Origin of the sequence: Minwuia sp. IMCC3060, from assembly GCF_029909435.1 — a bacterium.
In the GTDB taxonomy this organism is placed as follows: domain Bacteria; phylum Pseudomonadota; class Alphaproteobacteria; order Minwuiales; family Minwuiaceae; genus Minwuia.
On record NZ_CP123782.1, the window covers coordinates 2,902,032 to 2,926,299 of the forward strand.

The following is a 24,268-nucleotide window of genomic DNA, read 5'->3' on the forward strand; positions in this document are numbered from 1 at the left end:
CCCTGTGCCGGTCAGCATCCACCCGCCCTTCCCCGACCCGTTAAACAGACAAACGAATCAATGAAAGATAAGGCGCTGTCAGGGGTTATATGAATCGCCCTGACAGCGCTCAAGTCACTCTTTGTTACCCACTGTTACCCTTTCCGTCAGGCACGGCGAACGCTCAGTTCGCCTGCCTGCGCAGGAAGGCCGGAATGTCCAGGTCATCCTCGGAACCCGCGGATTTCCGCGGCTCCGCCTCAGGCAGGGACAGTCCTGAAAGCATGGGCTCCGCCCGCTCGGCCTCGGATGCCTGTTCACTGCCCCGGTTCGGGAACAGCGGACGCTTCGGCTGGGCATTGGTCTGGGTCTCGTCGGCGGACCGGGACTTGCCCCGCAGCCGGTTCAGGAACCGGCGTGCACCCGTCGGCTTTTCCTCCGCCGGGGCCTGCGTCACAGGTGCGGGCGGTGCGGTGTCGATGGTCCGCGCCGTCTGTGCGGACGGTGCCAGGAAGCCATCATCCAGCCCGCTCTCGGAGGCCGGAATGTGCCGCGGTTCCGGGGCCGAACGCGCCGGATAGGACGGAATCTCGTAGGTCCGCTCCGTCACACCCTTTGCCTCGACCTTCTCCTCGACCGGTGCCTGGAAGATGTCGTGATCAGCGACGTCGTCGACAACCGGCTGGGTTTCAGCGGTGCCGACGGCTTCCTCGGCGTCGAGATCGGTTTCCATCTCCATTTCCGGCTCGAGCTTGCGCGCCGTGGCGAAATTGCCGCCGGACGGGATCGTCCCACCCGACATCGGGCGGCTCGCCGTCAGTTCAGCCGGTGCGGTGACGGAACGATCCGCCGTGGCAACGACACGCGGGGTGAAGCCCTGGGGTACCGCCTTCTCTGCCTGCATCACGTCGATGCCGGTGGCGACGATGGAGACGCGCATCTTGCCGTCCAGCGACGGGTCGAGGATGGAGCCGATGATGATGTTGGCGTCCTCGTCAACTTCCTCGCGGATCAGGTTCGCGGCCTCGTCGACCTCGTGCAGGGTCAGATCCATGCCACCGGTCACATTGACCAGAACACCCTGTGCGGTGCTCAGCGACATGTCCTCCAGCAGCGGGTTGGCGATTGCGGCAGAGGCCGCGGCCTGCGCACGATCCTCGCCCTCGGCCTCGCCCGTACCCATCATCGCCTTGCCCATCTCGTTCATGACGGTGCGGACATCGGCGAAGTCGAGGTTGATCAGGCCCGGTTCCACCATCAGATCGGTGATGGAGCGGACACCGGAGTGCAGCACCTCGTCAGCGATCTTGAAGGCATCCGCGAAGGTCGTCTTGTCGGTCGCGACCTTGAACAGGTTCTGGTTCGGGATGACGATCAGCGTGTCGACGCTCGACTGCAGCTCACGCACACCCGCGTCGGCAATGGCCAGACGGCGCTTGCCCTCGAACTGGAACGGCTTGGTGACGACACCGACGGTCAGCACGCCATGCTCCCGCGCGACGCGGGCGATCACCGGTGCCGCGCCCGTGCCCGTACCACCACCCATTCCGGCGGTGATGAAGCACATGTGCGCGCCTTCCAGATACTCCAGGATCAGCGGCATGGCCTCCTCGGCGGCCTGACGGCCGACGTCCGGCTGCGCGCCCGCGCCCAGTCCCTGCGTCAGACCGGCACCAAGCTGGATGCGGTTGGTCGTCTTGGACTTGGCGAGTGCCTGGGCGTCGGTGTTCGCGGCGACGAACTCCACACCCTGCAGCTCCGATTCGATCATGTTGTTGACGGCATTGCCGCCGGCGCCACCGACGCCAAATACCACGATGCGTGGCAGCATCTCGGTGAGTTCAGGATTGGTCAGGTTAATGGCCATGTCGATGCCTCCTTATGTATGCCCGACAGACGGTTTCAGTGGGGAATGCCTGGTATGTGCGGTGCTCCGGGCTTGGGTGTTGTTGACGGACTCACCCTTTCCGGCGTTCCGACGCGAGGGGGCCTCATGGAACGCAAACATCAGAAGTTCTCCCTGAGCCAACGACCCAGGCGGACAATCCGCCCGACACGGCCAGGAAGGGTGGCTGGCACGTCAACCGCATGACGTGCTTCGAGACGACGCTCGGCGAAGGCGATGGTGCCTGCCAGCGTTGTGAAATCAGGTCCGGACATGTCCTTCTTCAGACCGGCCAGACCAATCGGACGACCCAGGCTGACGGGCCGGTCGAGAATGTCGCGCGCGACGGCGTCGATGCCGGTCAGCAGGCTGCCGCCGCCCGTCAGGACGACGTTGCGCCCGGCGATTGCCGCATGACCCGAGGAATCGATGATGTCCCGCACGGTTTCGAAGATCTCCTCCACCCGCGGGCGGATCACACCGGTCAGCAGCGACAGGGCCATCTGCCCTGTGCCGTCCGTCCAGCCCTCCACGAAGGATGGCAGCGCGACGGTCACATCGTCGTCGTTGGGACCGACGAACAGGCTGCCATGGCGGGTCTTCAGCCGTTCGGCGAAGGCCAGCGTCAGCCCGGGAATGGAGGCGATGTCGTTGGTGATATGCGCACTGCCGATGGGGATCGCGTCGGCGAAGATCAGCGTGCCGTTGCGGAAGATGCCGATCTTGGTCACGCCCGCGCCCAGATCGATGACGACGGAGCCGAGATCACGGGCATCCCAGCTCAGACAGCCAAGTCCGGCGGCATAGGGGGCCGCGACCAGATCGACCGGGCGCAGCAGGCACCGCTCGATGCACATCTTCAGGTTCCGCTGCGCGCCTTGTGCGGCGGAAAGCAGGTGCACCCGCGCACTCAGCCGCCGCCCCACCATGCCGCGCGGGTCCTGGATACCTGTCTCTCCGTCCAGCGCGAAGCCGACCGGAATTGCGTGCAGGACGGAGCGCTCTCCCTGCTCCTCCCGCGTGCCCGCAAGCTGCAGCAGCCGCCGCACGTCCTGATCCGTGATCGGCCGGTCGGGGGCGGCGATCTCCACCTCCGCCACATGACTGGACGGCATGCCGCCGGAGAGGGAGACGAAGACATCATCCACCGCCACGCCTGCGCGCTGCTCCGCCTGATCCACCACATCGCGGATCGCGGCCTCCGCCGCATCCATGTCGGTGATCACGCCACGGCGCAAACCCTCCGCACGGCGCGACGCCGCACCAAGCACGCGATAGCCGTCATCCAGCGGCTGTGCCACGGCACAGCTGATCTTGCTGGACCCGACATCCAGCGCCGCAATGAACTGGGATCGTCCGTTCGCCATTACCCTGCAGCCCCTGTTCGACCCTGATCCGCCCTCTGCATGATCAGGTCTCCTGTTCCTGCGGCTTCTGATCGCCGCCACTGTCCCTGCCCCGCACGATCACGCGCCCCGGTATGCGCATGTCCACGAAGCCAACGTCGTCCGCCAGCAGTCGCTTGCGGTGTTTCGGTTCATCCAGATGCTGCCAGGCGGCGTCCGCGCCCTGCTCCGGCAGGCTGATGGTGATGCCGCTCTCCAGGGTCACGTCCCAGCGCCGTTCCCGGATCAGGCTGGCCGACTGCACCTGCCGCGCGAGGCGGGGGGAGCCATCCAGCAGGTCCAGCAGTTCCGCCGCCCGGACATTTGCGCCGTCGCCGACAATCCGGGGCAGATAGGCAAAGCGGTGACCGACGTCGGACAGGATGATCTCCCCATCCCGGTCGATCAGGCTGGTCCGGCCATCGCGCTGCCAGCGGGCAAAGGCCACACGTTCGGTGATGTCGATATGCAGACGGTCCGGCAGGTGACGCTGCACCTCGGCCGATGCGATCCAGCCAACGCTTTCCAGACGGGCCTGAAGCTCATCCAGGTCGAGGCGCAGGATCGGGGTCCCGACTTCCACATCCAGGGCGCGACGCAGGGCATTCATGCCCGCCTTGTCACGCCCCGTCAGGGTAACCTCTTCCACCGTCAGACCCACGACGCGATAACCGTCGTCGACCATCTCCCCCAGAGCGATGAAGGCCTGTGCGTGCCAGCCTTGCCGCACCGCATGGAAGGTCGCGCCAATGACGCCGATCATCAGGGCGACGGCGATCCAGCTCCAGACCCGGCGGCGGCGCTCCCGCCGCGGCATGGTGCGCTGCTGCTTCCCGGACCTGCGGTTTGCCTTCGCGGTCTTGGTCTCCTGCAGGGGACGCTCGGCGGCCTTCGCGGTCAGCGATCGCATGATGCATCCTCCACCAGTCGGGTACACAGCGTCTCGAAGTCGATGCCCTGGTGCAGTGCGATCTCGGGCGCCAGTGATGTGGGTGTCATGCCAGGCTGGGTGTTCACTTCCAGCAGGAACAGTTTTGCCGGCCCCTCCCCGGTATCGTCATAGCGCAGGTCGGAACGGGTGATGCCGCGGCAGCCCAGCAACCGGTGCGCCAGCAATGAGATCTCGCAGGCGGCGCTATAGTCGGCCTCCGGAAGCGGTGCGGGCATCACGTGACGCGACCCGCCGGGCGCATACTTGGCCTCGTAGTCATAGAAGCGCCCCGGCGACAGGATCTCGATGGCACCCAGCACCTCGTCAAAGGCCACGGCCACCTGGACCTCGCGCCCCGGGATGTAGCGTTCCACCAGCACCGGCGCCTCCGGGTCGCCGGTTTCCAGCGGCGGGATGTTGTCGCCCTCCAGAATGATGTCGACACCGACCGAGGAGCCTTCATTGATCGGCTTGATGACCAGCGGGGCCTGCCAGTCCGAGCGCGCGGCCAGGGCACGACGGGTCAGCACCTCGCCATCCGGCGTCGGGATTCCGGCCTCACGGAACAGCGCCTTGGCAGCGGGCTTGTTGATGGCAATGGCCGACGCCAGAACACCGGAGTGGGTATAGGGAATACCCATCATCTCCAGCATGCCCTGCACCGTTCCGTCCTCTCCGAAGCGGCCATGCAGCGCATTGAAGACCACGTCCGGGCGAACTTCGGTCAGCCGTGTCGCCAGGTTCCGGTCCACGTCGATGCGCGTGACCCTGAACCCGCAGGCTTCGAGCGCATCCGCACAGGCCGCACCTGTGACCAGCGAGACCTCGCGTTCGACCGACCAGCCACCCATCAGGACTGCAACATGTTTCATGCGCTGCCCCCCGGACCGACACCGATGCGTCGGATCTCCCAGTGCAGTTCCACACCGGATGTTTCAGCCACCCGGCGGCGCACGGTCTCGCCCAGAGTCTCGAGGTCCGCAGCAGTTGCATTGCCCCGGTTGATCAGGAAGTTGCAGTGCTGCTCCGAAACCTGTGCATCGCCCACCACCAGGCCCCGGCAACCGGCCGCATCGATCAGTTCCCAGGCCTTGGCACCCGGCGGGTTGGCGAAGGTGGAACCGCCCGTGCTGGACTTCACCGGCTGGCTGAGATTGCGGGCGGCACTGATTTCCTTCATGCGCGCATCGATGTTTTCACGCTTTCCGGGAACGGTCCGGAACAGCGCATCCACGAAGATCGCGTCCGAGGGCGCCGCACAATGCCGGTAGCCGAAGCCAAGCTCCGTCACCGACGATTCCTGCATTTCCCCGGCAGCGTCGATCCAGCGCGCGGAGACCAGAACATCCTTCACTTCCGCCCCGTAGGCCCCGGCATTCATGCGCAGCGCGCCACCCACCGTGCCCGGCACGCCACGCAGGAACTCGAGGCCAGAGAGACCGGCATCGCGGGCCTTCATCGACAGGTTCACGTCGCTTAGGCCGGCGCCCGCACGGATCGCGACTGTTCCTTCCGAGCGGATCACCTCGAAATCGCTGAAACCACGTCCGAGGCGGATCACCACGCCCGGCACACCGCCGTCGCGCACCAGCAGGTTGGAACCGACACCAATCACCGTCACCGGCACATCAGTCGGTTTCGCCGCCAGGAATGCCATCAGATCGGCCTGATCGGCGGGGCGGAACAGCACCTCCGCCGGGCCGCCGACACGGAACCAGGTGAGCGCACTCAGGGGCGCATCGGCGGTGTAGCTGCCCCGGACGTCGGGCAGTCGGCTGATCAGGTCGTTGCGGGGGATCGGGGTCATGTCGTTCATTGCCCTCCCCCCTGCAGCGCACGCAGGGCTTCCGGCAGGGCGTTGGCCCAGAGCGAGATGCTGCCGGCACCCAGGCAGACAACCAGATCGCCGGGACGGGCCACATCGGCGACGGTGCGGGCCAGATCCTCCGGCGCGCCGAGGGCATGGACATCGCGATGGCCGCGCTGGCGCAGTCCGGCGACCAGCCCCGCCTTGTCCGCGCCCTCGATCGGCTGCTCGCCCGCCGGGAAGACGTCGGTGACGATCACCGTGTCCGCATCATTGAAACAGGTGCAGAAATCCTCGAACAGGGCGGCGAGGCGGGTGTAGCGGTGCGGCTGGGCGACCGCGATGACACGACCGCTGGTCGCGTTGCGCGCCGCCTTCAGCACCGCATCGATTTCCACCGGATGGTGGCCATAGTCGTCGATCACGGTGATGCCGCCGGCTTCGCCCGTGCGGGTGAAGCGCCGCTTGACCCCGGCGAAACCCGCCAGCCCGTCCCGGATCAGGGTATCGCTGGCACCAAGTTCGCGCGCCACGGCAATGGCCGCCAGGCTGTTGAGCACGTTGTGACGGCCCGGCATCGGCAGGACCAGGCCCGTGATCTCGCTCTCGCTGCCGCTGCGCCGGTCGCGCAGGGCCACGTCGAAATGTGCGGAACCGCCATCGAAGCTCAGGTTACGGGCCTGAACGTCGGCCTGCGGACTGAACCCGTAGGAGATCACCCGCCGGTCGGTGATCCTCCCCATCAGCGCCTGGACCTCCGGGTGGTCGATGCACATGACCGCCGCGCCGTAGAAAGGGATGTTCTCCAGGAAGGACAGGAAGGCGTCGCGGATCTCGTCGAAGTCGCTGTAGTAGTCCAGATGTTCCGGATCCATGTTGGTGACGACCGCGATGGTCGCGGGCAGCTTCACGAAGCTGCCGTCGGACTCATCGGCCTCCACCACCATCCATTCGCCATCACCCAGCCGCGCGTTGGTGCCATAGGCGTTGATGATGCCGCCGTTGATCACCGTCGGGTCCAGCCCGGCATGATCCAGCAGCGCCGCAACCATGGATGTCGTCGTGGTCTTGCCGTGCGTGCCACCCACTGCGACGGACCATTTCAGGCGCATCAGCTCGGCCAGCATCTCCGCGCGGCGCACTACCGGGATCAGCCGTGCGCGCGCTGCCACGACTTCCGGGTTGTCCGGCTTCACCGCCGAGGACACCACAAGCGCCCCCGCATCGCCCAGGTTCGCACCATCATGACCGATGGCGACACTGATCCCGAGGCCGCGCAGTCGCTCCACATTGGCGTTGGCCGAGATGTCGCTGCCCTGCACCGCGTAGCCGAGATTGTGCATCACCTCGGCGATGCCGCTCATGCCGATGCCGCCGATGCCGACAAAGTGGATCGCGCCGATGTTCATGGGGCTGCGGGTCATGACTGCGCCCCGCTGCCAATGTGCTCCGCCAGGTCAGCGAGCTTGCCTGCCGCGTCCAGCCGGGCGCTGTTTCGGGCGGCCCCGGCCATGCGGGCCAATGCTGCCGGGTCCTCCAGCAGCGCCATGACGGAACGGGCGCAACTGCCCCGGTCGAACCGGTCGTTCGGCACCATCCATGCGGCACCCGCCGCGCGGACAGCCTCCGCATTTGCCGTCTGATGGTCGTCGGCGGCGTGCGGGTAGGGCACCAGGATCGCCGGACGTCCGGCAGCCGCCAGCTCGGTCACCGTCGATGCACCGGCGCGCGCGATGACCAGATCCGCCTCCGCCAGCAGGCGCGGCATGTCATCGAAGAAGGTTTCCACCGTCGCCGGGATACCGGCGGCCTGGTAGGCTTCGCGGACGCGCATCAGATCCTCCGACCGGGCCTGCTGCACGACATGCAGGCGCGTGCGCATGCCCGCCGGGATGTCGGCCAGCGCATCGGGCACGACGTCAGAGAAGATGCGCGCGCCCTGGCTGCCACCGAAGACAAGGATGCGGACCGGGGCCGTGCCGCGCGGATCGGGCGCGACATAGGCAAGCTCCCCGACGCGGGCCACTGCAGCCCGCACGGGATTGCCGACAACGATGGTCTCACCGGTTGCGGCGCGGGTTTCGGGGAACGTCAGCGCGATGGCGCTGGCGCGGCGGGCCAGCTTGCGGTTGGCCCGGCCCAGATGGGCGTTCTGTTCATGCAGGATGCTCGGGATACCCATTGCCTGTGCCATCCAGACCGTGGGCAGGGAGGCATAGCCGCCAAAGCCCACGACGGCGGCAGGCCGCAGCGCGCGAAGGATCGCGCGGGCATCCATGGCGCCGAGAGCCAGCAACATCGCCGCGCGAAAACGGCCAAGCAGGCTGCCCACCGGTGCGGCGGCACGGATCACGCGAACCGCGATACCGGGGAAGCGTTCCGCCAGCCCGCTGGCCCGAAGATCAGTGACCAGGACCAGATCGCGGCCACGCCGCAGCAGCTCCTCCGCCAGCGCCTGCGCCGGGAACAGGTGCCCGCCCGTGCCGCCAGCGGTCAGGACGAAGGGTGCCATGCGTGCGGAAGACGTCATCGCCGTGCCTCCCCGCGTGCCTGGCCTGGTGTCTGGCGGCGCATCAGGGCGAGCAGACAGCCCGCCGAAACCGACAGCGCAAGCAGGGATGATCCGCCGTAGGAGATGAACGGCAGTGTCATGCCCTTCGTCGGCAGAAGATTCAGGTTCACCCCGATGTTCACCGCTGCCTGAAGTCCGAACAGCGTCAGGAAACCGGTGCAGGAAAGGACAATGAACAGGTCGCCCTCCCCCCGCATGCGGAACAGGCCCCGCACCACGATCAGCGCGAACAGCAGGATGCCGAGGATGCAGGCGATGGCACCGAATTCCTCTGCCGCGACGGCAAAGATGAAATCCGTATGGCCGTCGGGCAGCAGGTACTTGACCTCCCCCTGCCCCGGCCCGCGCCCGGTCAGCCCCCCGGCCTCGAAAGCCTCCATGGCGCGGCGGACCTGATAGTTCTCCGCCGCGGGATCCAGGAACCGGTCAAAGCGCGACTGCACATGGTCGAACATGTGATAGGCGCCGAACATCGCCCCGGCGCCCAGCGCCAGCAAGGCGCCGACCATCAGCATCGGCATGCCGGCAACGAAGTACTGCGCCGCCCAGACACAGGCGATCACCAGCGACATGCCGATGTCCGGCTGCAGGGCGAGGATGGCGATGATCGTGACACACAGACCTGCCGAGACCCCGACACCGGGCAGCGTCGGGTCACGCCGTCCCGCCGCCATCAGCCAGGCCGAGACGATGATGAAGGTCGGCTTCAGGAACTCGGAAGGCTGCACCGACAGGGGGCCGAGACGCAGCCAGCGGGAAGCGCCATTGACCTCATGCCCGATGACATGGGTCGACAGCGTGGCCAGCAGGACAAGCCCGAACAGGGCGATGGCGTAACGTCGGATGGTCTCCACGCTCAGGATCGACAGTCCGATCAGGCAGATCAGGGCCGGGCCGACATAGGTGAGCTGGCGCTTCACGAAGTGGAAGTGTTCCAGGTTGTTGCGCAGCGCCGTAGCCGGTCCCGCGGCGAGCGTCAGGGTGATGCCCAGCGCGATCAGCAGCAGGAAAGCCACGAGGGTGAAGCGGTCCACCGTCCACCACCAGCGGCCCAGGGTCGATGTATCCGTGCGCCCGAAGCCGATCATGACACGACCTCCGCGCTCAGCAGGTCGGCCACCAGGGCGCGGAATGCATCACCGCGCGCCTCGAAGTCCGTGAACTGGTCGAAGCTGGCGCAGGCGGGGGACAGCAGCACGACACCGCCACCGGCCGCCTCGGCATCGCTGGTCGCCTGAGCCACAGCGCGCGCCAGCGTGCCGCTCGGCACGCAGTCGGTGCGACCGGAAAGCTCGACCGCAAACCGCGCTTCCGCCGCGCCGATCAGATAGGTTCTGGCCACGCGATCAAGGAACGGCAGCACGGGCGCGAGCGGGCCATCCTTCGGCACGCCACCCGCGATCCAGTAGATCCGCTCGAAGGAAGCGAGCGCCCGCGCCGCAGCCTCGGGGTTGGTCGCCTTGGAGTCATTGTAGAAGCTGACGCCACCGCGTTCGCCCAGCCGCTCGATGCGATGCGGCAGGCCCGGGAAACTGCCGATACCCGCCGCGATCTTCGCGGCACCAAGGCCGAGCGCCTGACAGGCGGCAATGGCCGCCGCCACATTCTGGTGATTGTGCTTTCCGGGCAGGGTGGGATGGCCGTTCAGGTCGATGATGCTAAGGCCGTCGGCAAAGGCACGACCCTCAAGCACATAGACGGAGCCGGGACGGGGGCGTCCGACGGCAATCGGACATATCTTCAGGCCCTGGACCTGTGAGAGGGTATCGACCAGATCACGGCCATAGCGGTCATCGATGCCGATCACGGCAGTACAGCCGCTGTCCATGCGGGCAAACAGCTTGCGCTTCGCATTCACGTATCCGGCCATGCCGCCATGTCGGTCCAGATGGTCCGGGGTGATGTTCAGCAGGATACCGACCTCGGGCCGGATCGAGGGGGTCAGGTCGATCTGGTAGGACGACAGTTCCAGCACGTGCACGCGGTCCGGCGTTCCCGGCGCCAGTTCCAGCACGGGCACGCCGATGTTTCCCGCGATGGCCGCGTCGAGGCCCGCTGACTGCAGCACATGTCCGATCATTGCGGTGGTCGTGGACTTGCCGTTGGTCCCGGTCACGGCAACGATCCGCGCATCCGGCATCTGCCGCACGAACAGCTCCACATCGCCGATGACTTCCACCCCGGCATCCGTCGCGGCGACGACCGCGGGATGCGGCTTCGGATGGGTCAACGGGATGCCCGGCGCCAGCACGAGCATGTCGATTGCCGACCAGCCGGCCTTGTCCGGGGCGACCATCTCCACGCTGCTGACCCTTGCGCGGGCGTCCGCAGTGTCATCCCAGGCCAGGACACGGGCACCGCCGGCCAGAGCGGCGGCAACCACTGCCCGCCCGCTGCGCGCGAGCCCCAGCACGAACAGGGTCTTGTCCTTGCAAATGGTGAGCGGGATCATCGGCCTACCTCAGCTTCAGCGTGGCGAGGCCGACCAGCGCCAGAATGAAGGCGATGATCCAGAACCGGATGACGATGGTGGGCTCCTGCCAGCCCTTCTGCTCGAAGTGGTGATGCAGCGGGGCCATGCGGAACACCCGCTTGCCCGTGGTCTTGAAGCTGGCGACCTGCACGATCACCGAGACCGCCTCCAGCACGAACAGGCCGCCGACGATGGCCAGCACCAGTTCATGCTTCACCACCACGGCGATGGAACCGAGCGCGCCACCCAGTGCCAGCGAACCGGTATCGCCCATGAAGACCATGGCCGGCGGGGCGTTGAACCACAGGAACCCGAGCGCGGCACCGACCAGCGCACCGCAAAGGACGGCGAGTTCGCCGGCACCGGCGATGTACTGGATCTGCAGGTAGCCCGCGAAGATCGAGTTGCCGGTGACATAGGTGATCAGCGCAAAGGTTCCGGCGGCGATCATGACCGGCACGATGGCCAGACCGTCGAGGCCGTCTGTCAGGTTGACGGCGTTCGATGACCCCACGATCACGAACATGGCGAAGGGTACGAAGAACCAGCCGAGGTCCAGCAGCACATCCTTCAGGAACGGCAGCGCCAGCCGGTTCTCCAGGGAATCAGGCGAGATCGCGCCGAGCCAGAGCACGGCAACGAGGCAGATGGCGAACTCCACGGCCAGCTTGGTCTTGCCGCGCAGGCCCCGGCTGGAGGCTCCGGTCACCTTGGCGAAGTCGTCCATGAAGCCGATGGCGCCGAAACTCAGCGTCACGAACATGACGATCCACACGTAGCCGTTCGTCAGGTCGGCCCAGAGCAGGGTCGCGATGGTCACCGCAAGCAGGATCAGGAATCCGCCCATGGTCGGCGTGCCCTGCTTCGTGATCAGGTGGCTGGCCGGCCCGTCATCGCGGATCGGCTGATTGTAGCGCGGTCGGGACTTCAGCCAGGCAATGAAGCGCGGCCCGACGATGAAACTCACCAGCAGCGCGGTGATCACCGCTCCGCCGGTCCTGAAGGTCAGGTAGCGGAACAGGTTGAAGACCTGGAAATCGTCGGCCAGCGGGAAAAGCAGATTGTAGAGCATGTGGCGCGTCCCCCCTTCAGCCGCAGGCCGCGCGCGGAAGTTCCGCTGCGGCCTCCAGGTTCGTCAGGGCGGCAACCACGGGTGCCATCCGGCTGCCCAGCGATCCCTTCACCAGCACCACATCGCCCGCATGGACCTGCGTCAGCGCCGGGTCGATCAGTTCGGCGGAGGTCGCGGCATGCAGTACGGTATCGATCCGGCCGGTCAGCGCATCCGCCAGTGCGCCCATGTCCTTGCCGCAGAGCAGGGCGACATCGACAGCCGCAGCCAGAACGTCAGCCGACAGCTCGCGATGCAGCGACGCGGAGGTCTCGCCGAGCTCCAGCATGTCACCAAGGATGGCAATGCGCCGCCCGCCTGCACCGGGTGCGGTGGTGCCCAGCACACCAAGGGCGGCACGCACACTGGCCGGATTGGCGTTGTAGCTGTCGTCGATCAGCCTGAAGCTGCGACCGTCATGCAGGACAACCGTCTGCTGCGCGCCCCGACCGGCCACGGCCTCCAGGGTTCGCAGGGCTGGTGCAGCCCGACCCATGTTGCCGCCCGCCTGATCGATTGCCGCCATCACGGCCATGGCATTGCTGACCCAGTGCTGGCCGGGAATGCCGATGCACAGCGCCGCCTCGTGCCCGTTCAGCCGCGCCTCGACACAGGAAGCCTCCGGCTTCAGGGAGATACGGACAGCGCGATATTCCGCCGTCTCGGCCAGGCCGAAGTTCACGATCCGGGCGACCCCGGCCCGCTGTGCGGCAGCAACCAGTTGCGCGTGGCAGTCATTGTCCGCGGGCAGCACGGCAACGCCGTCGTCCGTCAGCCCCTCGAAGATCTCCGCCTTGGCATCCGCGATCTCGCTGATCGAACCGAAAGCCGCCAGGTGTGCGGCCTCGACCGTCGTGATCACCGCAACATCGGGGCGCACCATTGCGGTCAGCGCCCGAATCTCGCCCGGGTGGTTCATGCCCATCTCAAGCACCGCCACCCCGGTCTCGCGGGGCATCCGGGCGAGTGTCAGTGGCACACCCCAGTGATTGTTGTAGCTCTTCTCCGACGCATGCACGGCAACACCGGATGCGGTCAGACAATGCGCCAGCGCCGCCTTCGTGCTGGTCTTGCCGCAGGAACCGGTAACACCGATGATGCGGGCATCCGTCCGTGCCCGGGCGGCAACGCCCAGCGCCTCCAGCCCCGCCATGGTATCCGTGACCAGCAGCAGGCACGCCGGATCCACACCTTCGGGCCGGGCATGAACCATCGCCGCAACCGCGCCGGCATCCAGTGCGGCGGCAACATGGTCATGACCGTCGGCATTGGGTCCGGCAAGGGCAATGAACAGGTCGCCCTTCGCCAAGGTCCGGCTGTCGATCGAAACACCCGTCGCCGACCATGATCCGGCGACTGCGCCGCCGGTGGCATCCGCGGCTTCACGGGCTGTCCAGAGCACGCTCATGCCTGGCCCTCCAGTGCCGCGCGGGTCTCGGTCATGTCATCGAAGGGAAGCACCCGGTCACCGATCTTCTGTCCGGTCTCATGCCCCTTGCCCGCGACCAGCAGCACATCACCGTCCTGCATCAGGCCGACACCGTGGCGGATTGCGGCTGCCCGGTCCCCGATCTCGATACCCCCGGGACAGGCGGCCATGATGGCCTGACGAATGGCTGACGGATCCTCGGTGCGCGGATTGTCATCGGAGACGATGGCGATGTCGGCCAGGGTCGCGGCAATCTCACCCATCATCGGGCGCTTCTGCGTGTCCCGGTCCCCGCCGCAGCCGAACACCACGATCAACCGACCGGCCGTCAGGGGGCGCAGCGTGCGCAGCACGGCGGCAAGCGCGTCCGGCTTGTGCGCATAATCGACAAAAGCGGCGGCGCTGCCCCTGGACCCGGCCAGGTGCAGACGGCCAGGTGCCCCCTCAAGCTCGGGCAGCGCCGCCAGGCTCCCTCGGAACGCGGAGCCGAGGGAAACGGAAAGGGCGACCGCAGCAGTGACATTCTCCGCCTGGAACGCCCCGATCAGGGGAAGCCGGATGGTCAGCGTCTCGCCCGCGTGGCTGATCGTGACGGTCTGGCCATCCAGCCGCGCGTCATCGATCGAGAAACGGAAATCGGCCTTGCCGGTGCCATAGCTGACGACCCGCAGGCCCGCGGCCCGTGCCGCCTCCGTCACATCAGCCGAGACCGCATCATCGGCATTGATGACCGCAGGCGCACCCGTCGGCAGCAGATCCCGAAACAGCCGCAGCTTTGCATTCAGGTAGTCGGCACGGTCCCGGTGATAGTCGAGATGGTCGTGCCCCAGGTTGGTGAAGATCGCACCCGACAGCTTCAGCCCGTCGAGACGTCGCTGTACAAGTCCATGGCTGGAGGCTTCCAGCGCCAGATGGGTGACGCCGCTGTCCGCCAGCGCCGCCACGTCGCGATGCAGTGCCACGGGATCAGGTGTCGTCAGCGATCCGGCGGAAAATCCGTCCGGCCCCTGGATGCCCAGCGTGCCGAGGCTCGCCGCCCGCAGGCCCTGCGCGGCCCATATCTGGCGCAGGAACCAGACGACCGACGACTTGCCGCTGGTGCCGGTCACCGCCGCCACCGTCTCCGGCTGCGTGCCATAGAACCGGGCCGCCATCCGCGCCAGGCAGCTCCGGGCGTCCTGCCCGACGACCACGGGAACATCCGCCGACAACGGACGTTCCGCCAGCACCGCAACGGCGCCGCGGGCGACCGCATCGGCCACGAAGCGGCTGCCATCCGTCTGCGTGCCGCCAAGGGCCGCGAACAGGAAGCCGGGTTTCACATCCCGGCTGTCCGCCGTGATGCCGGTGATCTCCAGTGCGGCGTTGCTGCCTGCCTTGCTGCCCATCAGGTCAGAGAGTCGCATCGCGTCCTCCCCTGGCCTTCTTCGCGAGCGGGTCAGCGGAAGGCGGCAGCGCCAGCGCGCGCAGGATCTCCGGATCCAGCTCATCGACCGGGGCAACACCCAGCAGCGGCGCCACGCGCCTGATGATGCGTCCGACGGTGGGCGCCGCGTTCCAGCCCGCCGTCATGTAGTTATAGGTCTGCTTGGTCCCCTGCGGCTCGTCCAGCATGGCGAGCACGACGTAGCGCGGGGCCTGCATCGGGAAGACGCCAACGAAGGAGGTGATCAGCCGCTTGCGCGCATAGCCCTTCTCGATGGCCTTCTCGGCCGTGCCGGTCTTGCCGCCGACGACATAGCCCTGCGCCGCCGCACTGCGTCCTGTCCCGTCCGCCACGACAAGGCGCAGCAGCTTGCGGATGCTGTCGGATGTCTTCTCGGAAATCACCCGACGCAGGGTTGCCGGATTGTCCAGAGACCGCTTCAGCAACGTCGGCTCGATCAGGTTGCCGCCATTGACCATGGCACCGATGGCGGTGGCCAGATGCAGCGGCGATACCGAGAGCCCGTGCCCGAAGCCGATGGTCATGGTTTCCAGCTCACCCCAGCGATAGGGCAGTTGCGGCGCCACCAGTTCGGGGATCTCGATCGCCGCCCGCTCCAGCAGACCGAGCGAGCCGAGAAACTTGCGCTGGTTCTCGGTTCCGACATCCACGGCCATCTTCGCGGCACCGATGTTGGAGGAGAACTTGAAGATCTCCGCCACCGTCATCTCACGCTTCTTGGCGTGATGGTCGCGAATGCGGAAACGGCCGAAACGGATCGGGTCGGTGGCGTCATAGCTGTCGCTCAGCCGCTTGCCCGCCTCCAGCGCCATGGCCGCCGTGAAGGTCTTGAAGGTCGACCCCATTTCGTAGCGGCCATAGGTGGCGCGATTGAAGAACGCATCCTCGCGCAGCGACTCCCGCAGGTTGGCATCGAAATCCGGCAGGGAGACCATGGAGAGGATCTCGCCATTGGTCACATCCATGACCAGCGCCGCGCCACCAATTGCGGAGAAGGTCTCGACCGCCCGCGCCAGTTCGGCCCGCACCGCATGCTGCACACCGAGATTGATGGAGCTCGCGACCGGCGGGTTGGAGGGATCCAGAAGCCGGTCCTCGACACCACGCTCCAGCCCCGCACGCCCCTGACGTTCGGAGTCCATGAAGCCGACCACATGGGCAGTCAGACGTCCGTTGGGATAGCTGCGGGTGACCGTCGGCACCAGACTGATGGACGGATCACCGACGCGCATCACCGCCGCCACCTGATCCGGCGTCAGGCGCCAGCGCAGCCAGAGCGCGCCCTTCGCCTTCTCCAGCCGCTCCAGCACCCGCGCGGGCGTGGTGTCCCCCAGCGCCTCAGCCAGACGCCAGGCCAGCCGGTCCGGCCTCCGCACCTTGCGGGTCTCGATGGACAATGCATGTGTCGGCAGATCCACCGCCAGCAACTGCCCATCCCGATCAGTGATCGCGGAGCGGGTCCGCCATTTCGCAGGCAGCTCCGGCGCCACGGCAACCGTTGCCGCCTCCGCCGCCATGCCGGACCCCAGATCCGGCTTGGACAGATGGATCACGCGGGCAGAGAGCGCCGTGAAACCGATCGCGAAGGCGAGTCCCAGCATGGTCAGGCGTCGGCGCACGCGGGTGATGTCGCTGCCCGGCAACTGACACTGCAGGTCGCTCTGCGCCAGTTCGGTGCCGGGCGGCCTGTCGAACAGGGTCCGGTTCATGGCCGCACCTTCCCGCTCGACGGATCAACGACGCCCTTCGCGACCGTCAGGCCGTTCAGTTCGTCCATCAATGGCTGCAGGTCCGCATCGGAGGCGATCATGCGACCCACATCCGGTGGCGCCAGCGGCAGATGCAGTGCTGCCAGCTCCTCCAGCCGTTCGGGCCGGGTCAGATAGCTCCACTCCACATCCAGCACATGGATGTCGCGGCGGGTTTCGGCGATCTCGTGCTCCACCCGCACCGCCTCGTCTTCCGCGGCGTCATAGCGACGTTCGCTCTCGTAGACCGCACCGATGGCGAGGGCAGCGATGAACAGGGCGAGCATGAGGAACAGGCGGCTCATGCGGCCAACTCCTCGAAACCTTCGGATTCGGGCCAGGCCGGGGCATCAAGGCGCTCGGCCAGACGCAGACGGGCAGAGCGGGACCGCGGGTTCGCGGCAACCTCCGCCTCGTCCGCCTTTTCCGCGCCACGACTGACCAACCTGAAGGAGGGCGCCGGAGCCTCCACGATCACCGGACGATGCCGGGAAGCACCCGGCGCGTTGCCCGTGCGAGGCGTCAGGAACCGTTTCACCATCCGGTCCTCGAGGCTGTGGAAGCTGACAACGGCCAGCCGTCCGCCGGGACGCAGCAACTGCTCCGACGCGATCAGGCCACGGCGCAGTTCCCCCAGTTCGTCGTTCACGACAATGCGGATCGCCTGAAACACTCGCGTGGCCGGATGAATGCGGCCTGGCTTCGTCGGCGCGGCGCGCGCGACGATGGCGGCAAGCTCCGCCGTGCTGCGGATCGGCCGGTCAACCCGCACCTTGTCGATGGCGCGGGCGATGGGTCGGGATTTCCGCTCCTCGCCAAAGCGGTAGAAGATGTCGGCCAGACGCTCCACCGGCCAGTCGTTGACGATCTCCGCCGCCGTCAGCGGACCATCACCCATGCGCATGTCCAGCGGGCCATCATGCTGGAAGGAGAATCCCCGCTCCGCCTGATCCAGTTGCGGTGAGGACACGCCGAGATCCATCGCGATACCGTCCAGGCTGTCGATGCCGATGCCCGCCAGCAGCGCGGCCATGTCGCCAAAGCACCCTTCCAGCACGGTCAGCCGACCGTCGAACCGTTCCGCGTCCTGCCTTGCCGCCGCGATCGCGCGCGGGTCACGGTCAATCGCGATCACCTGGCAGTCACAGGCATTCAGCCACTGACGGGTGTAGCCGCCCAATCCATAGGTGCAGTCCAGGTAGCGCCGTCCGGCGGACAGGGCCAGCCCCCGCGCCACCGCCGTGCCCATGACCGGAACATGACCCTCGCGCGGCTCGACAGATGCGCGTTCCATCATGCGTCCTCGTCTGGCAGCGAGGTGACCTGAACCTGTGGCGCCCGACGGCTCCGCGCCAGCGCCCCGCGATGTTTCTCGCGGGAGCGGATGCGCGCGGCCTCCAGCACTTCCCTGGAGCGTTCCGGGCTGAGCAGATAGAACCGGTCGGCGCGCCCCATGAAGACGACCTGATCGGTGACGCCAATCGCTTCCTGCAGCTCCGGCGACAGCACGACGCGGCCATCCTTGTCGAAGGACAGGGTATTCGCCCCGCCGAACAGGTAGGTGGCAAGATCCTCCACCTCCTCCGACTGCGGATCCTTTTCCTCCAGCCGTTCGAAGATGCCTTCCAGCACCCGGCGCGGAAACGCCTCCATGACCCCATCCTTGTAGGACGGGATCACCATCATTTCGGAATCTCCCTGTTCTTCCAGAAGCGCACGAAAGCGGGCCGGGATCGATACACGGCCCTTGCCGTCGATCCGGTGCGTGAAACTGCCGGAGAAGTAATTCGCTCCCGGCACATTCGGCTCCACTTGTTCGTGTTTCGGCCCTATCGCCCTCCGCCCTGGATGCCAATGGGATGGTGATGGGTCGGCACACCTGCCTCATGGCACTTCACGGGATCACACGGGAATACGTGGTCTCTCATGGTAAGTCAATGGGTGAGAGACGGGTTCGACAGTTCTCCAGCCAAAAATCCGACACAAATCTGTTAATGTGACCAATGACTTGTGTTAACAATTGCCTGGCCCATGAATGAAACAGGAACATGGCTTTCACACGGCAATCCGGGGGAGGAACAGGGGCATGACCGAGACGCGATATGCGATTTCAGCGTTCAACACGGCGTTCGAGAGCGAGAACCGCATCCACGATGACGGCGTGGCGCAGAGGTTCGGCTTCGAGGGCGGGCTGGTGCCCGGTGTCGATGACTATGCCTACATGACGCGGGCGGCGCTGATCCTGCTTGGCCCGGATTTCCTGGCGCGCGGGCACATGACCTGCCGTTTCGACAGACCGGTCTATGACGGTGAAACGGTCGATGTGATCGGCGAGACCACGTCCGACAATGGCGTCGATATCCGGATCGAGGCACGCGGTGCGATCGCCGCGACCGGCACGGCACGGCTGACCGAAGACTCGGCGCTGCCCACCCCTGATGTGGCCGGATTCCCGACCGGACCCATGCCGTCCCATGACGAACGACCAAAGGCCGGACCCGAGAGCCTGCCGGAGGGCAGGGTGATGGGCACAATGCACGAGACCATCGACGCGGCGACACACGCGCAGTACCTGAAGGACGTGCGGGAGGAACATCCGCACTACGCCGAGTCCGGGCTGGTGCATCCCGGCTTCCTGCTGCGCCGTGCGAACACCATCCTGCGGGACACCGTCCGGCTCGGCCCCTGGATCCACGTCGGCAGCGCGATCCAGCATCTGGGCACCCTGAACGTCGGCAGCACGCTGGAAACCCGTGCCGTGGTTTCCCGCCTGTACGACCACAAGGGCCATGGTTTCGTAAAACTGGATGTGCTGCTGATCGGTGACGGCAGCAAGCCTGTTGCCAGCATCCACCATACGGCCATATACGAACCACGTCAGATCCGGGCAGCCTGACCCTCGGCCGTTCCGCCTGCCCCGCCCAACGGATGCTTACCATGCCGTCAACGCGTTGCCTGTTCTCCGCCCTGTTACTCGTCACGGCAATGTGGGCCGTGCAGTCGCAGGCTCAGGACCTTCCGAAGACCGGGAACGGGGCGGGGACCGGGGAAAAGAAGGAGGTCGAGTATGGCACCCTGTCCATCGTGGTGGAGAATGATTACTTCGCCGGGACGGATCAGGAGTACACCAACGGCTTCCGCGTCGCCTATCTGCGCCCCAAGGGCAGTGTCAGTGACCTGACCGCCCTGCTCGGCCGGACGCTGCTGGGCGTGCAGGACCGGCGCAAGCTCTATGGCGGAGTGGCTTTCGGACAGAACCTCTACACACCGTCGGATATCACCCAGTCGGCCCCACAGCCGGGTGACCACCCCTATGCGGGCTGGCTCTACGGCGAGGTTGCAGCCATCGCAGATGACGACACCCATGTGGAGACCGTGACCGCCAACATCGGCATCGTCGGACCGCTGGCCCTGGGCGAGTTCGTGCAGAACACCTTTCACCAGTTGATCGACAGCGATATTGCCCAGGGCTGGGACAACCAGCTGTCCAATGAACCCGGGCTGATCATCAGCTACGACAGGACATGGCGCCCGTTCAAGGAACAGACCCGTCCCTGGGGTTTCGATCTGCTGCCCAGCGCCGGACTCAGTCTCGGCAATGTGCTGACCCAGGGCATGGCGGGCCTGACGCTGCGCCTCGGTCCCGATCTGGAGAACGATCTGGGCCCGCCACGCATCCGGCCCAGCCTTGCCGGTGGCGGCTTCATCGACCCCGACGCGCGCAGGCTGAACTGGTACTTCTTCGGCGGCGTGCAGAGCAGGCTCGTCCTGCGCAACATCTTTCTGGACGGCAACAGCTTCCGCAACAGCGCGCGGGTGAACAAGCGCAATCTGGTGCACGACTTCCAGATCGGGGCTGCCGTGCGATGGGAAGGCCTGCGGTTGAGCTGGACGATGGTGCGTCGGACGGAGGAGTTCGCGGGCCAGGCCGATCCCCATACATTCGCGGCGATCACGCTGACGGCACGATACTGAACCGAGATTGAGCATTGGCGATGAAATCCATCCATTATTGATGGAATTCGGGCACCCTTTCGCGTATTTTTACGCCCTGCAACGCTCTATTTCAGGATTTCAGGGAAAACCATGTCGGTTTCAACAAAATCAATCATCAATTTTCTGAATTTTTCCGACTCATGAACAAGAATGAGATGCGAGAGATCGAAATAAAGCTGGAAGGACGAAGTCAATCTCTTGATTCTGCCTTCAAGTCACTTGGCAGTGCACTGGCGAGAACGACAGGCGTCACCAGCATCTATTTCGATACAGCGGACAGGCGTCTCTGGTCCCGAGGTCTTACCTTGCGGCTTCGGGCCAAGGATGGCCGCCACGAACTCACCATGAAGCGCGAGACCGGTGGACTGGAGCGTGGTGAATGGTCTGCCGTGATCGACGGGCCTGTCCCGGATCCGGGAGCATTGCCGAGCGGCGCGCCACGGGAGGAGTTCGGCCTGATCCTGCCGGAGGAACTGACCGAATGGCACCGGACCGAGGTGCGTCGGCAGAAGAAGATTGCCAATATCGGGGATGCCACGGTGGAGGTCTCGCTGGACCGGGGCCGGATCCTGGCCGCCGGACGGGAGATGCCGGTCGAGGAACTGGAGATCGAACTGCTGGGCGGACCGGAGAATTCGGTCGCACGGATCGCGCGGGCACAGGTGATGCAGCGCAGCGTCCATGTCGCCGTGGAATCCAAGGCAGCGCGCGGCGTGGCGCTGGCGGAGGGCGGTTCGCCCGCCTGGCGCAAATTCAAGCGCCCTGTCCTGACCCGGTCTGACACCGTGGCCTCCGCCTTCGCGACCATTGTTTCCGCCACGGCCCGGCAGGTCGCCGGCAACCTGGCCGCGAGCCGTGACGGATCGGACCCGGAGGGTGTGCACCAGTTGCGGGTGGGACTGCGCAGGCTCCGGTCGGCCCTGTCCCTGTTTCGCGATCACCTCGGTCCGTCGGCGGAGGGGCTGAAGACCGATGCGCGCTCGGCACTGCAGGCCATGGGCCCTGCCCGGGATCTGGACGTCTTTCTGACCCAGATGCTGCCGCCGGTGGAGGCTGCGAATCCCGCTTCGCAACCACTCCAGCGCCTTCGTGAGGCCGCGGAGCTGGCACGCGGGACCGCCTATGCGGACCTGCGGACCACGCTGGATGCTCGCCCCTTCAACCGCATGCTCATGGATCTGCTGGGCGCCCAGGACGTGACCCTGCTGCTGAGCGGCACGCCCGACGCGCCGCTGACGCCCGTCGCGACCGGGCTGCTGCGCAAGCGCCACAGGAAACTGATGCGGACCGCCGAAGGCTTCGCCACCATGCCCCTGGAGCAGCGCCACGAGGTGCGGATCGCGGCAAAGAAGCTCCGCTATGCCATCGATTTTCTGGGTGGTCTGTTCCCGGGTGATGCCGCCCGGACATACCGCAAGGGCATGTCACGATTGCAGGATGACCTGGGGCACCTGAACGATGCCGCGGTGACGTCGGATCTGGTCGATCACCTGGCCACCGGGGATGCGGAGGCCCAGATCGGGGCGGCCATGGTGAAGGGCTGGTATGCCCATCGGCTGGCGGCGATCGAGCCGGAAATGGTCGACGCCTGGCTGGCCTTCAGCAACACTCCGGTCTTCTGGAAACAGCCTGGGCCACGCAAGAGCGGCAAGAAGGAGAAACGGCAGTGATCTCGGTACTGGTCGTGAATGCGAAGGGCGGCTGCGGCAAGACCACTGTCGCGACAAATCTGGCCACGGCCTTCGCGAATGCCGGTCAGCGCACCGGACTGGCGGAGTGTGACCGCCAGGGCTCAAGCCTGAAATGGCTGAAGAGCCGCCCCGCCACCGCGGCCCCCATCGAGGCGCTGGACTGGCGCAAGGGCCAGGGCGAGGTGCCGAAGAAGCTGGCACGGCTGGTGATTGACGCAGGTGCCGGCGTCGACTCGGAAAAGGTCCGCACCCTGCTGAAGGACGCGGACATGATCGTCATGGCTGTCCTGCCATCCGTCTTTGACGAGGCCGCGACGAAACGCTTCCTGAAGCGGGTTGATGAACTGAAACCCGTTCAGAAGGGTCGGAAACCGGTGATGGTGATCGGCAACCGGGTCCGCGCCAACACCCGGGCAGCGCGGGAACTGGACGAGTTCCTGGCTTCACTCGGTCATGACGTGGTGACCCGCCTGACGGACCGCGCGCTGTATCAGGATGTCGCGCGCCAGGGTCTCGGCATCTTCGATCTGCCCCCGTCCCGCCGTGCCAGCGTCATCGATGACTGGCTGCCCATGGTTCGGCGGATCGAGGAAATCTGAAACCGGACCGGTTCAGACCGCGCCCTCGTCCGGCACATATGGTCCCGCCTGACGGAAGGGGGAGAAGCGGTCGAGATAGTCGATCTCCCGCTGCACTTCCTCACGCTCATGCTGCAGGTAGTCGGCAACGGCCCTGCGAAATCCGGGGTCCGCGATCCAGTGGACGGAGCGTGTTGTGGTCGGCAGATAGCCGCGTGCCAGCTTGTGCGGCCCCTGCGCCCCTGCCTCCACCCGCGACAGGCCATGGTCGATGGCCCATTCGATGGCGCGGTAGTAGCAGAGCTCGAAATGCAGGAAGCGGTGGTCCTCCACACAGCCCCAGTAGCGACCATAGAGGGTGTCGGTGCCCACCAGGTTCAGCGCCCCGGCGATATAGCGTCCGTCGCGCCGGGCCAGCATCAGCACGACGCTATCGCCGCAGCGCTCCCCCAGCAGTGACCAGAAGGTGCGGTTGAGGTAGGGCTGGCCCCACTTGCGGCTGCCCGTATCGATGTAGAACTGGTGAAACGCGTCCCAGTGATCCTCGGTCAGCGCATCCCCGGTCACCGTCTCGACCTCAATGTCGTTCGACAGCGCCTCCCGCCGCTCCTTGCGTATGGCCTTGCGCTTGCGCGACGACAGGTTCTCCAGAAAGGCGTCGAAGTCGGCGTATTCCTGGTTCACCCAGTGGAACTGTTCCCCGGTGCGCAGCAGCAGGCCCATGTCGGTGGCAACGGTTGCCTCCCGCTCCGTCAGGAAGTTGATGTTCAGGCCGGAGACCTTGAACTGTGTAGCGACCTGGATACCGCCCTGCAGCAGCAGCCGCGCGGTCTGATCGAAGTCCTGTCCATTGCGGACAAGCAGTCGCGGTCCCGTGGCCGGCGTGAAGGGCACGGCAGCGAGCAGCTTCGGATAATAGCGGCCGCCCGCACGCTCGAAGGCATTGGCCCAGCCATGGTCGAAGATGTACTCCCCCTGACTGTGGGACTTCAGGTACATCGGCATGGCCCCGACCAGGGTACCGGCCGGATCTTCCAGCAGCAGATGCTGCGGCATCCAGCCCTCGTCCGCCGAAGCACAGCCCGCATCCTCCAGCGCCTTCAGGAAGGCGTGGCGGGTGAACGGATTTTCCGGCCCCGCGCAGGCGTCCCAGTCCGCTGCGGGCACCGCCGCAATCTCCGACGCCACGCGCAGGGTATAGGCGTCCGCATCATCATCGGGTGTCGTGGATGTCAT

The 24,268-nt window shown here is 66.2% G+C and carries 21 protein-coding genes; 4 read left to right on the top strand and 17 right to left on the bottom strand.

Features of this window, described 5'->3' with window-relative positions; genetic code table 11:
- Positions 1 to 163 precede the first annotated feature (163 nt).
- The 16 genes from ftsZ to QGV54_RS13690 form a co-directional block, all read right to left on the bottom strand.
- Positions 164 to 1,846 carry a cell division protein FtsZ gene (gene ftsZ, locus QGV54_RS13615; RefSeq protein ID WP_281016300.1) on the bottom strand — a complete coding sequence of 561 codons (1,683 nt, stop codon included), beginning with the start codon at positions 1,844 to 1,846 and terminating at the stop codon, positions 164 to 166.
- A 140-nt stretch (positions 1,847 to 1,986) separates the two neighbouring features.
- Entirely contained in the window at positions 1,987 to 3,231 is a 1,245-nt protein-coding gene (gene ftsA / locus QGV54_RS13620; RefSeq protein WP_281016299.1) for a cell division protein FtsA, read from the bottom strand.
- A 43-nt stretch (positions 3,232 to 3,274) separates the two neighbouring features.
- Positions 3,275 to 4,159, bottom strand: coding sequence for a cell division protein FtsQ/DivIB (locus tag QGV54_RS13625; RefSeq protein ID WP_281016298.1), 885 nt, complete (start codon positions 4,157 to 4,159; stop codon positions 3,275 to 3,277).
- A complete protein-coding gene (locus QGV54_RS13630; RefSeq protein WP_281016297.1) occupies positions 4,147 to 5,052 on the bottom strand; it encodes a D-alanine--D-alanine ligase in 906 nt (301 codons plus the stop codon). The genes QGV54_RS13625 and QGV54_RS13630 overlap by 13 nt, the downstream gene beginning before the upstream one ends.
- Positions 5,049 to 5,987, bottom strand: a complete 939-nt coding sequence (murB, locus tag QGV54_RS13635; RefSeq protein WP_348637696.1) for a UDP-N-acetylmuramate dehydrogenase — start codon at positions 5,985 to 5,987, stop codon at positions 5,049 to 5,051. Before murB ends, QGV54_RS13630 begins: the two co-directional genes overlap by 4 nt.
- Before the next feature lie 5 nt (positions 5,988 to 5,992).
- Positions 5,993 to 7,411, bottom strand: a complete 1,419-nt coding sequence (gene murC, locus QGV54_RS13640; RefSeq protein WP_281016295.1) for a UDP-N-acetylmuramate--L-alanine ligase — start codon at positions 7,409 to 7,411, stop codon at positions 5,993 to 5,995.
- On the bottom strand, positions 7,408 to 8,517 hold the full coding sequence (gene murG, locus QGV54_RS13645) for an undecaprenyldiphospho-muramoylpentapeptide beta-N-acetylglucosaminyltransferase (protein ID WP_281016294.1): 1,110 nt from the start codon (positions 8,515 to 8,517) through the stop codon (positions 7,408 to 7,410). Before murG ends, murC begins: the two co-directional genes overlap by 4 nt.
- On the bottom strand, positions 8,514 to 9,647 hold the full coding sequence (locus QGV54_RS13650) for a putative peptidoglycan glycosyltransferase FtsW (RefSeq protein ID WP_281016293.1): 1,134 nt from the start codon (positions 9,645 to 9,647) through the stop codon (positions 8,514 to 8,516). Before QGV54_RS13650 ends, murG begins: the two co-directional genes overlap by 4 nt.
- Positions 9,644 to 11,011 (bottom strand): UDP-N-acetylmuramoyl-L-alanine--D-glutamate ligase, encoded by a 1,368-nt coding sequence (gene murD / locus QGV54_RS13655; protein ID WP_281016292.1) that lies wholly within the window; start codon positions 11,009 to 11,011, stop codon positions 9,644 to 9,646. The genes QGV54_RS13650 and murD overlap by 4 nt, the downstream gene beginning before the upstream one ends.
- Before the next feature lie 4 nt (positions 11,012 to 11,015).
- Positions 11,016 to 12,104 (bottom strand): phospho-N-acetylmuramoyl-pentapeptide-transferase, encoded by a 1,089-nt coding sequence (gene mraY / locus QGV54_RS13660; protein WP_281016291.1) that lies wholly within the window; start codon positions 12,102 to 12,104, stop codon positions 11,016 to 11,018.
- Positions 12,105 to 12,120: 16 nt separating this feature from the next.
- Positions 12,121 to 13,551 carry a UDP-N-acetylmuramoyl-tripeptide--D-alanyl-D-alanine ligase gene (gene murF, locus QGV54_RS13665; protein WP_281016290.1) on the bottom strand — a complete coding sequence of 477 codons (1,431 nt, stop codon included), beginning with the start codon at positions 13,549 to 13,551 and terminating at the stop codon, positions 12,121 to 12,123.
- A complete protein-coding gene (locus tag QGV54_RS13670) occupies positions 13,548 to 14,978 on the bottom strand; it encodes a UDP-N-acetylmuramoyl-L-alanyl-D-glutamate--2,6-diaminopimelate ligase (protein WP_281016289.1) in 1,431 nt (476 codons plus the stop codon). Before QGV54_RS13670 ends, murF begins: the two co-directional genes overlap by 4 nt.
- Positions 14,965 to 16,728 carry a penicillin-binding protein 2 gene (locus QGV54_RS13675; protein ID WP_281016288.1) on the bottom strand — a complete coding sequence of 588 codons (1,764 nt, stop codon included), beginning with the start codon at positions 16,726 to 16,728 and terminating at the stop codon, positions 14,965 to 14,967. The genes QGV54_RS13670 and QGV54_RS13675 overlap by 14 nt, the downstream gene beginning before the upstream one ends.
- Positions 16,725 to 17,072, bottom strand: coding sequence for a hypothetical protein (locus QGV54_RS13680; protein ID WP_281016287.1), 348 nt, complete (start codon positions 17,070 to 17,072; stop codon positions 16,725 to 16,727). The genes QGV54_RS13675 and QGV54_RS13680 overlap by 4 nt, the downstream gene beginning before the upstream one ends.
- Positions 17,069 to 18,061, bottom strand: coding sequence for a 16S rRNA (cytosine(1402)-N(4))-methyltransferase RsmH (gene rsmH, locus QGV54_RS13685; protein ID WP_281016286.1), 993 nt, complete (start codon positions 18,059 to 18,061; stop codon positions 17,069 to 17,071). Before rsmH ends, QGV54_RS13680 begins: the two co-directional genes overlap by 4 nt.
- Positions 18,061 to 18,567, bottom strand: coding sequence for a hypothetical protein (locus tag QGV54_RS13690; RefSeq protein ID WP_281016285.1), 507 nt, complete (start codon positions 18,565 to 18,567; stop codon positions 18,061 to 18,063). Before QGV54_RS13690 ends, rsmH begins: the two co-directional genes overlap by 1 nt.
- 286 nt (positions 18,568 to 18,853) lie before the next feature.
- On the opposite strand from QGV54_RS13690, the gene QGV54_RS13695 reads away from it, so the two are divergent.
- From QGV54_RS13695 to QGV54_RS13710, 4 genes are all read left to right on the top strand, one after another.
- Complete coding sequence (locus tag QGV54_RS13695) at positions 18,854 to 19,663, top strand: hypothetical protein (protein ID WP_281016284.1); 810 nt, start codon at positions 18,854 to 18,856, stop codon at positions 19,661 to 19,663.
- A 41-nt stretch (positions 19,664 to 19,704) separates the two neighbouring features.
- Positions 19,705 to 20,742 carry a lipid A deacylase LpxR family protein gene (locus QGV54_RS13700; protein ID WP_281016283.1) on the top strand — a complete coding sequence of 346 codons (1,038 nt, stop codon included), beginning with the start codon at positions 19,705 to 19,707 and terminating at the stop codon, positions 20,740 to 20,742.
- A gap of 176 nt (positions 20,743 to 20,918) precedes the next feature.
- Positions 20,919 to 22,433, top strand: coding sequence for a CHAD domain-containing protein (locus QGV54_RS13705; RefSeq protein ID WP_281016282.1), 1,515 nt, complete (start codon positions 20,919 to 20,921; stop codon positions 22,431 to 22,433).
- Positions 22,430 to 23,053: a ParA family protein gene (locus QGV54_RS13710; RefSeq protein WP_281016281.1), complete on the top strand. Its 624-nt coding sequence runs from the start codon at positions 22,430 to 22,432 to the stop codon at positions 23,051 to 23,053. Before QGV54_RS13705 ends, QGV54_RS13710 begins: the two co-directional genes overlap by 4 nt.
- Positions 23,054 to 23,065: 12 nt before the next feature.
- Here the strand turns inward: QGV54_RS13710 and QGV54_RS13715 are convergent, their stop codons facing one another.
- On the bottom strand, positions 23,066 to 24,268 hold the full coding sequence (locus QGV54_RS13715; RefSeq protein ID WP_281016280.1) for a GNAT family N-acetyltransferase: 1,203 nt from the start codon (positions 24,266 to 24,268) through the stop codon (positions 23,066 to 23,068).

What these genes read in the sequence shown, in the direction of transcription:
- ftsZ (WP_281016300.1), bottom strand. Translation starts at nt 1,846, where the DNA reads ATGGCCATTAACCTGACCAATCCTGAACTCACCGAGATGCTGCCACGC.
- ftsA (WP_281016299.1), bottom strand. Translation starts at nt 3,231, where the DNA reads ATGGCGAACGGACGATCCCAGTTCATTGCGGCGCTGGATGTCGGGTCC.
- QGV54_RS13625 (WP_281016298.1), bottom strand. Translation starts at nt 4,159, where the DNA reads ATGCGATCGCTGACCGCGAAGGCCGCCGAGCGTCCCCTGCAGGAGACC.
- QGV54_RS13630 (WP_281016297.1), bottom strand. Translation starts at nt 5,052, where the DNA reads ATGAAACATGTTGCAGTCCTGATGGGTGGCTGGTCGGTCGAACGCGAG.
- murB (WP_348637696.1), bottom strand. Translation starts at nt 5,987, where the DNA reads ATGACCCCGATCCCCCGCAACGACCTGATCAGCCGACTGCCCGACGTC.
- murC (WP_281016295.1), bottom strand. Translation starts at nt 7,411, where the DNA reads ATGACCCGCAGCCCCATGAACATCGGCGCGATCCACTTTGTCGGCATC.
- murG (WP_281016294.1), bottom strand. Translation starts at nt 8,517, where the DNA reads ATGACGTCTTCCGCACGCATGGCACCCTTCGTCCTGACCGCTGGCGGC.
- QGV54_RS13650 (WP_281016293.1), bottom strand. Translation starts at nt 9,647, where the DNA reads ATGATCGGCTTCGGGCGCACGGATACATCGACCCTGGGCCGCTGGTGG.
- murD (WP_281016292.1), bottom strand. Translation starts at nt 11,011, where the DNA reads ATGATCCCGCTCACCATTTGCAAGGACAAGACCCTGTTCGTGCTGGGG.
- mraY (WP_281016291.1), bottom strand. Translation starts at nt 12,104, where the DNA reads ATGCTCTACAATCTGCTTTTCCCGCTGGCCGACGATTTCCAGGTCTTC.
- murF (WP_281016290.1), bottom strand. Translation starts at nt 13,551, where the DNA reads ATGAGCGTGCTCTGGACAGCCCGTGAAGCCGCGGATGCCACCGGCGGC.
- QGV54_RS13670 (WP_281016289.1), bottom strand. Translation starts at nt 14,978, where the DNA reads ATGCGACTCTCTGACCTGATGGGCAGCAAGGCAGGCAGCAACGCCGCA.
- QGV54_RS13675 (WP_281016288.1), bottom strand. Translation starts at nt 16,728, where the DNA reads ATGAACCGGACCCTGTTCGACAGGCCGCCCGGCACCGAACTGGCGCAG.
- QGV54_RS13680 (WP_281016287.1), bottom strand. Translation starts at nt 17,072, where the DNA reads ATGAGCCGCCTGTTCCTCATGCTCGCCCTGTTCATCGCTGCCCTCGCC.
- rsmH (WP_281016286.1), bottom strand. Translation starts at nt 18,061, where the DNA reads ATGGAACGCGCATCTGTCGAGCCGCGCGAGGGTCATGTTCCGGTCATG.
- QGV54_RS13695 (WP_281016284.1), top strand. Translation starts at nt 18,854, where the DNA reads ATGACCGAGACGCGATATGCGATTTCAGCGTTCAACACGGCGTTCGAG.
- QGV54_RS13700 (WP_281016283.1), top strand. Translation starts at nt 19,705, where the DNA reads ATGCCGTCAACGCGTTGCCTGTTCTCCGCCCTGTTACTCGTCACGGCA.
- QGV54_RS13705 (WP_281016282.1), top strand. Translation starts at nt 20,919, where the DNA reads ATGCGAGAGATCGAAATAAAGCTGGAAGGACGAAGTCAATCTCTTGAT.
- QGV54_RS13715 (WP_281016280.1), bottom strand. Translation starts at nt 24,268, where the DNA reads ATGACATCCACGACACCCGATGATGATGCGGACGCCTATACCCTGCGC.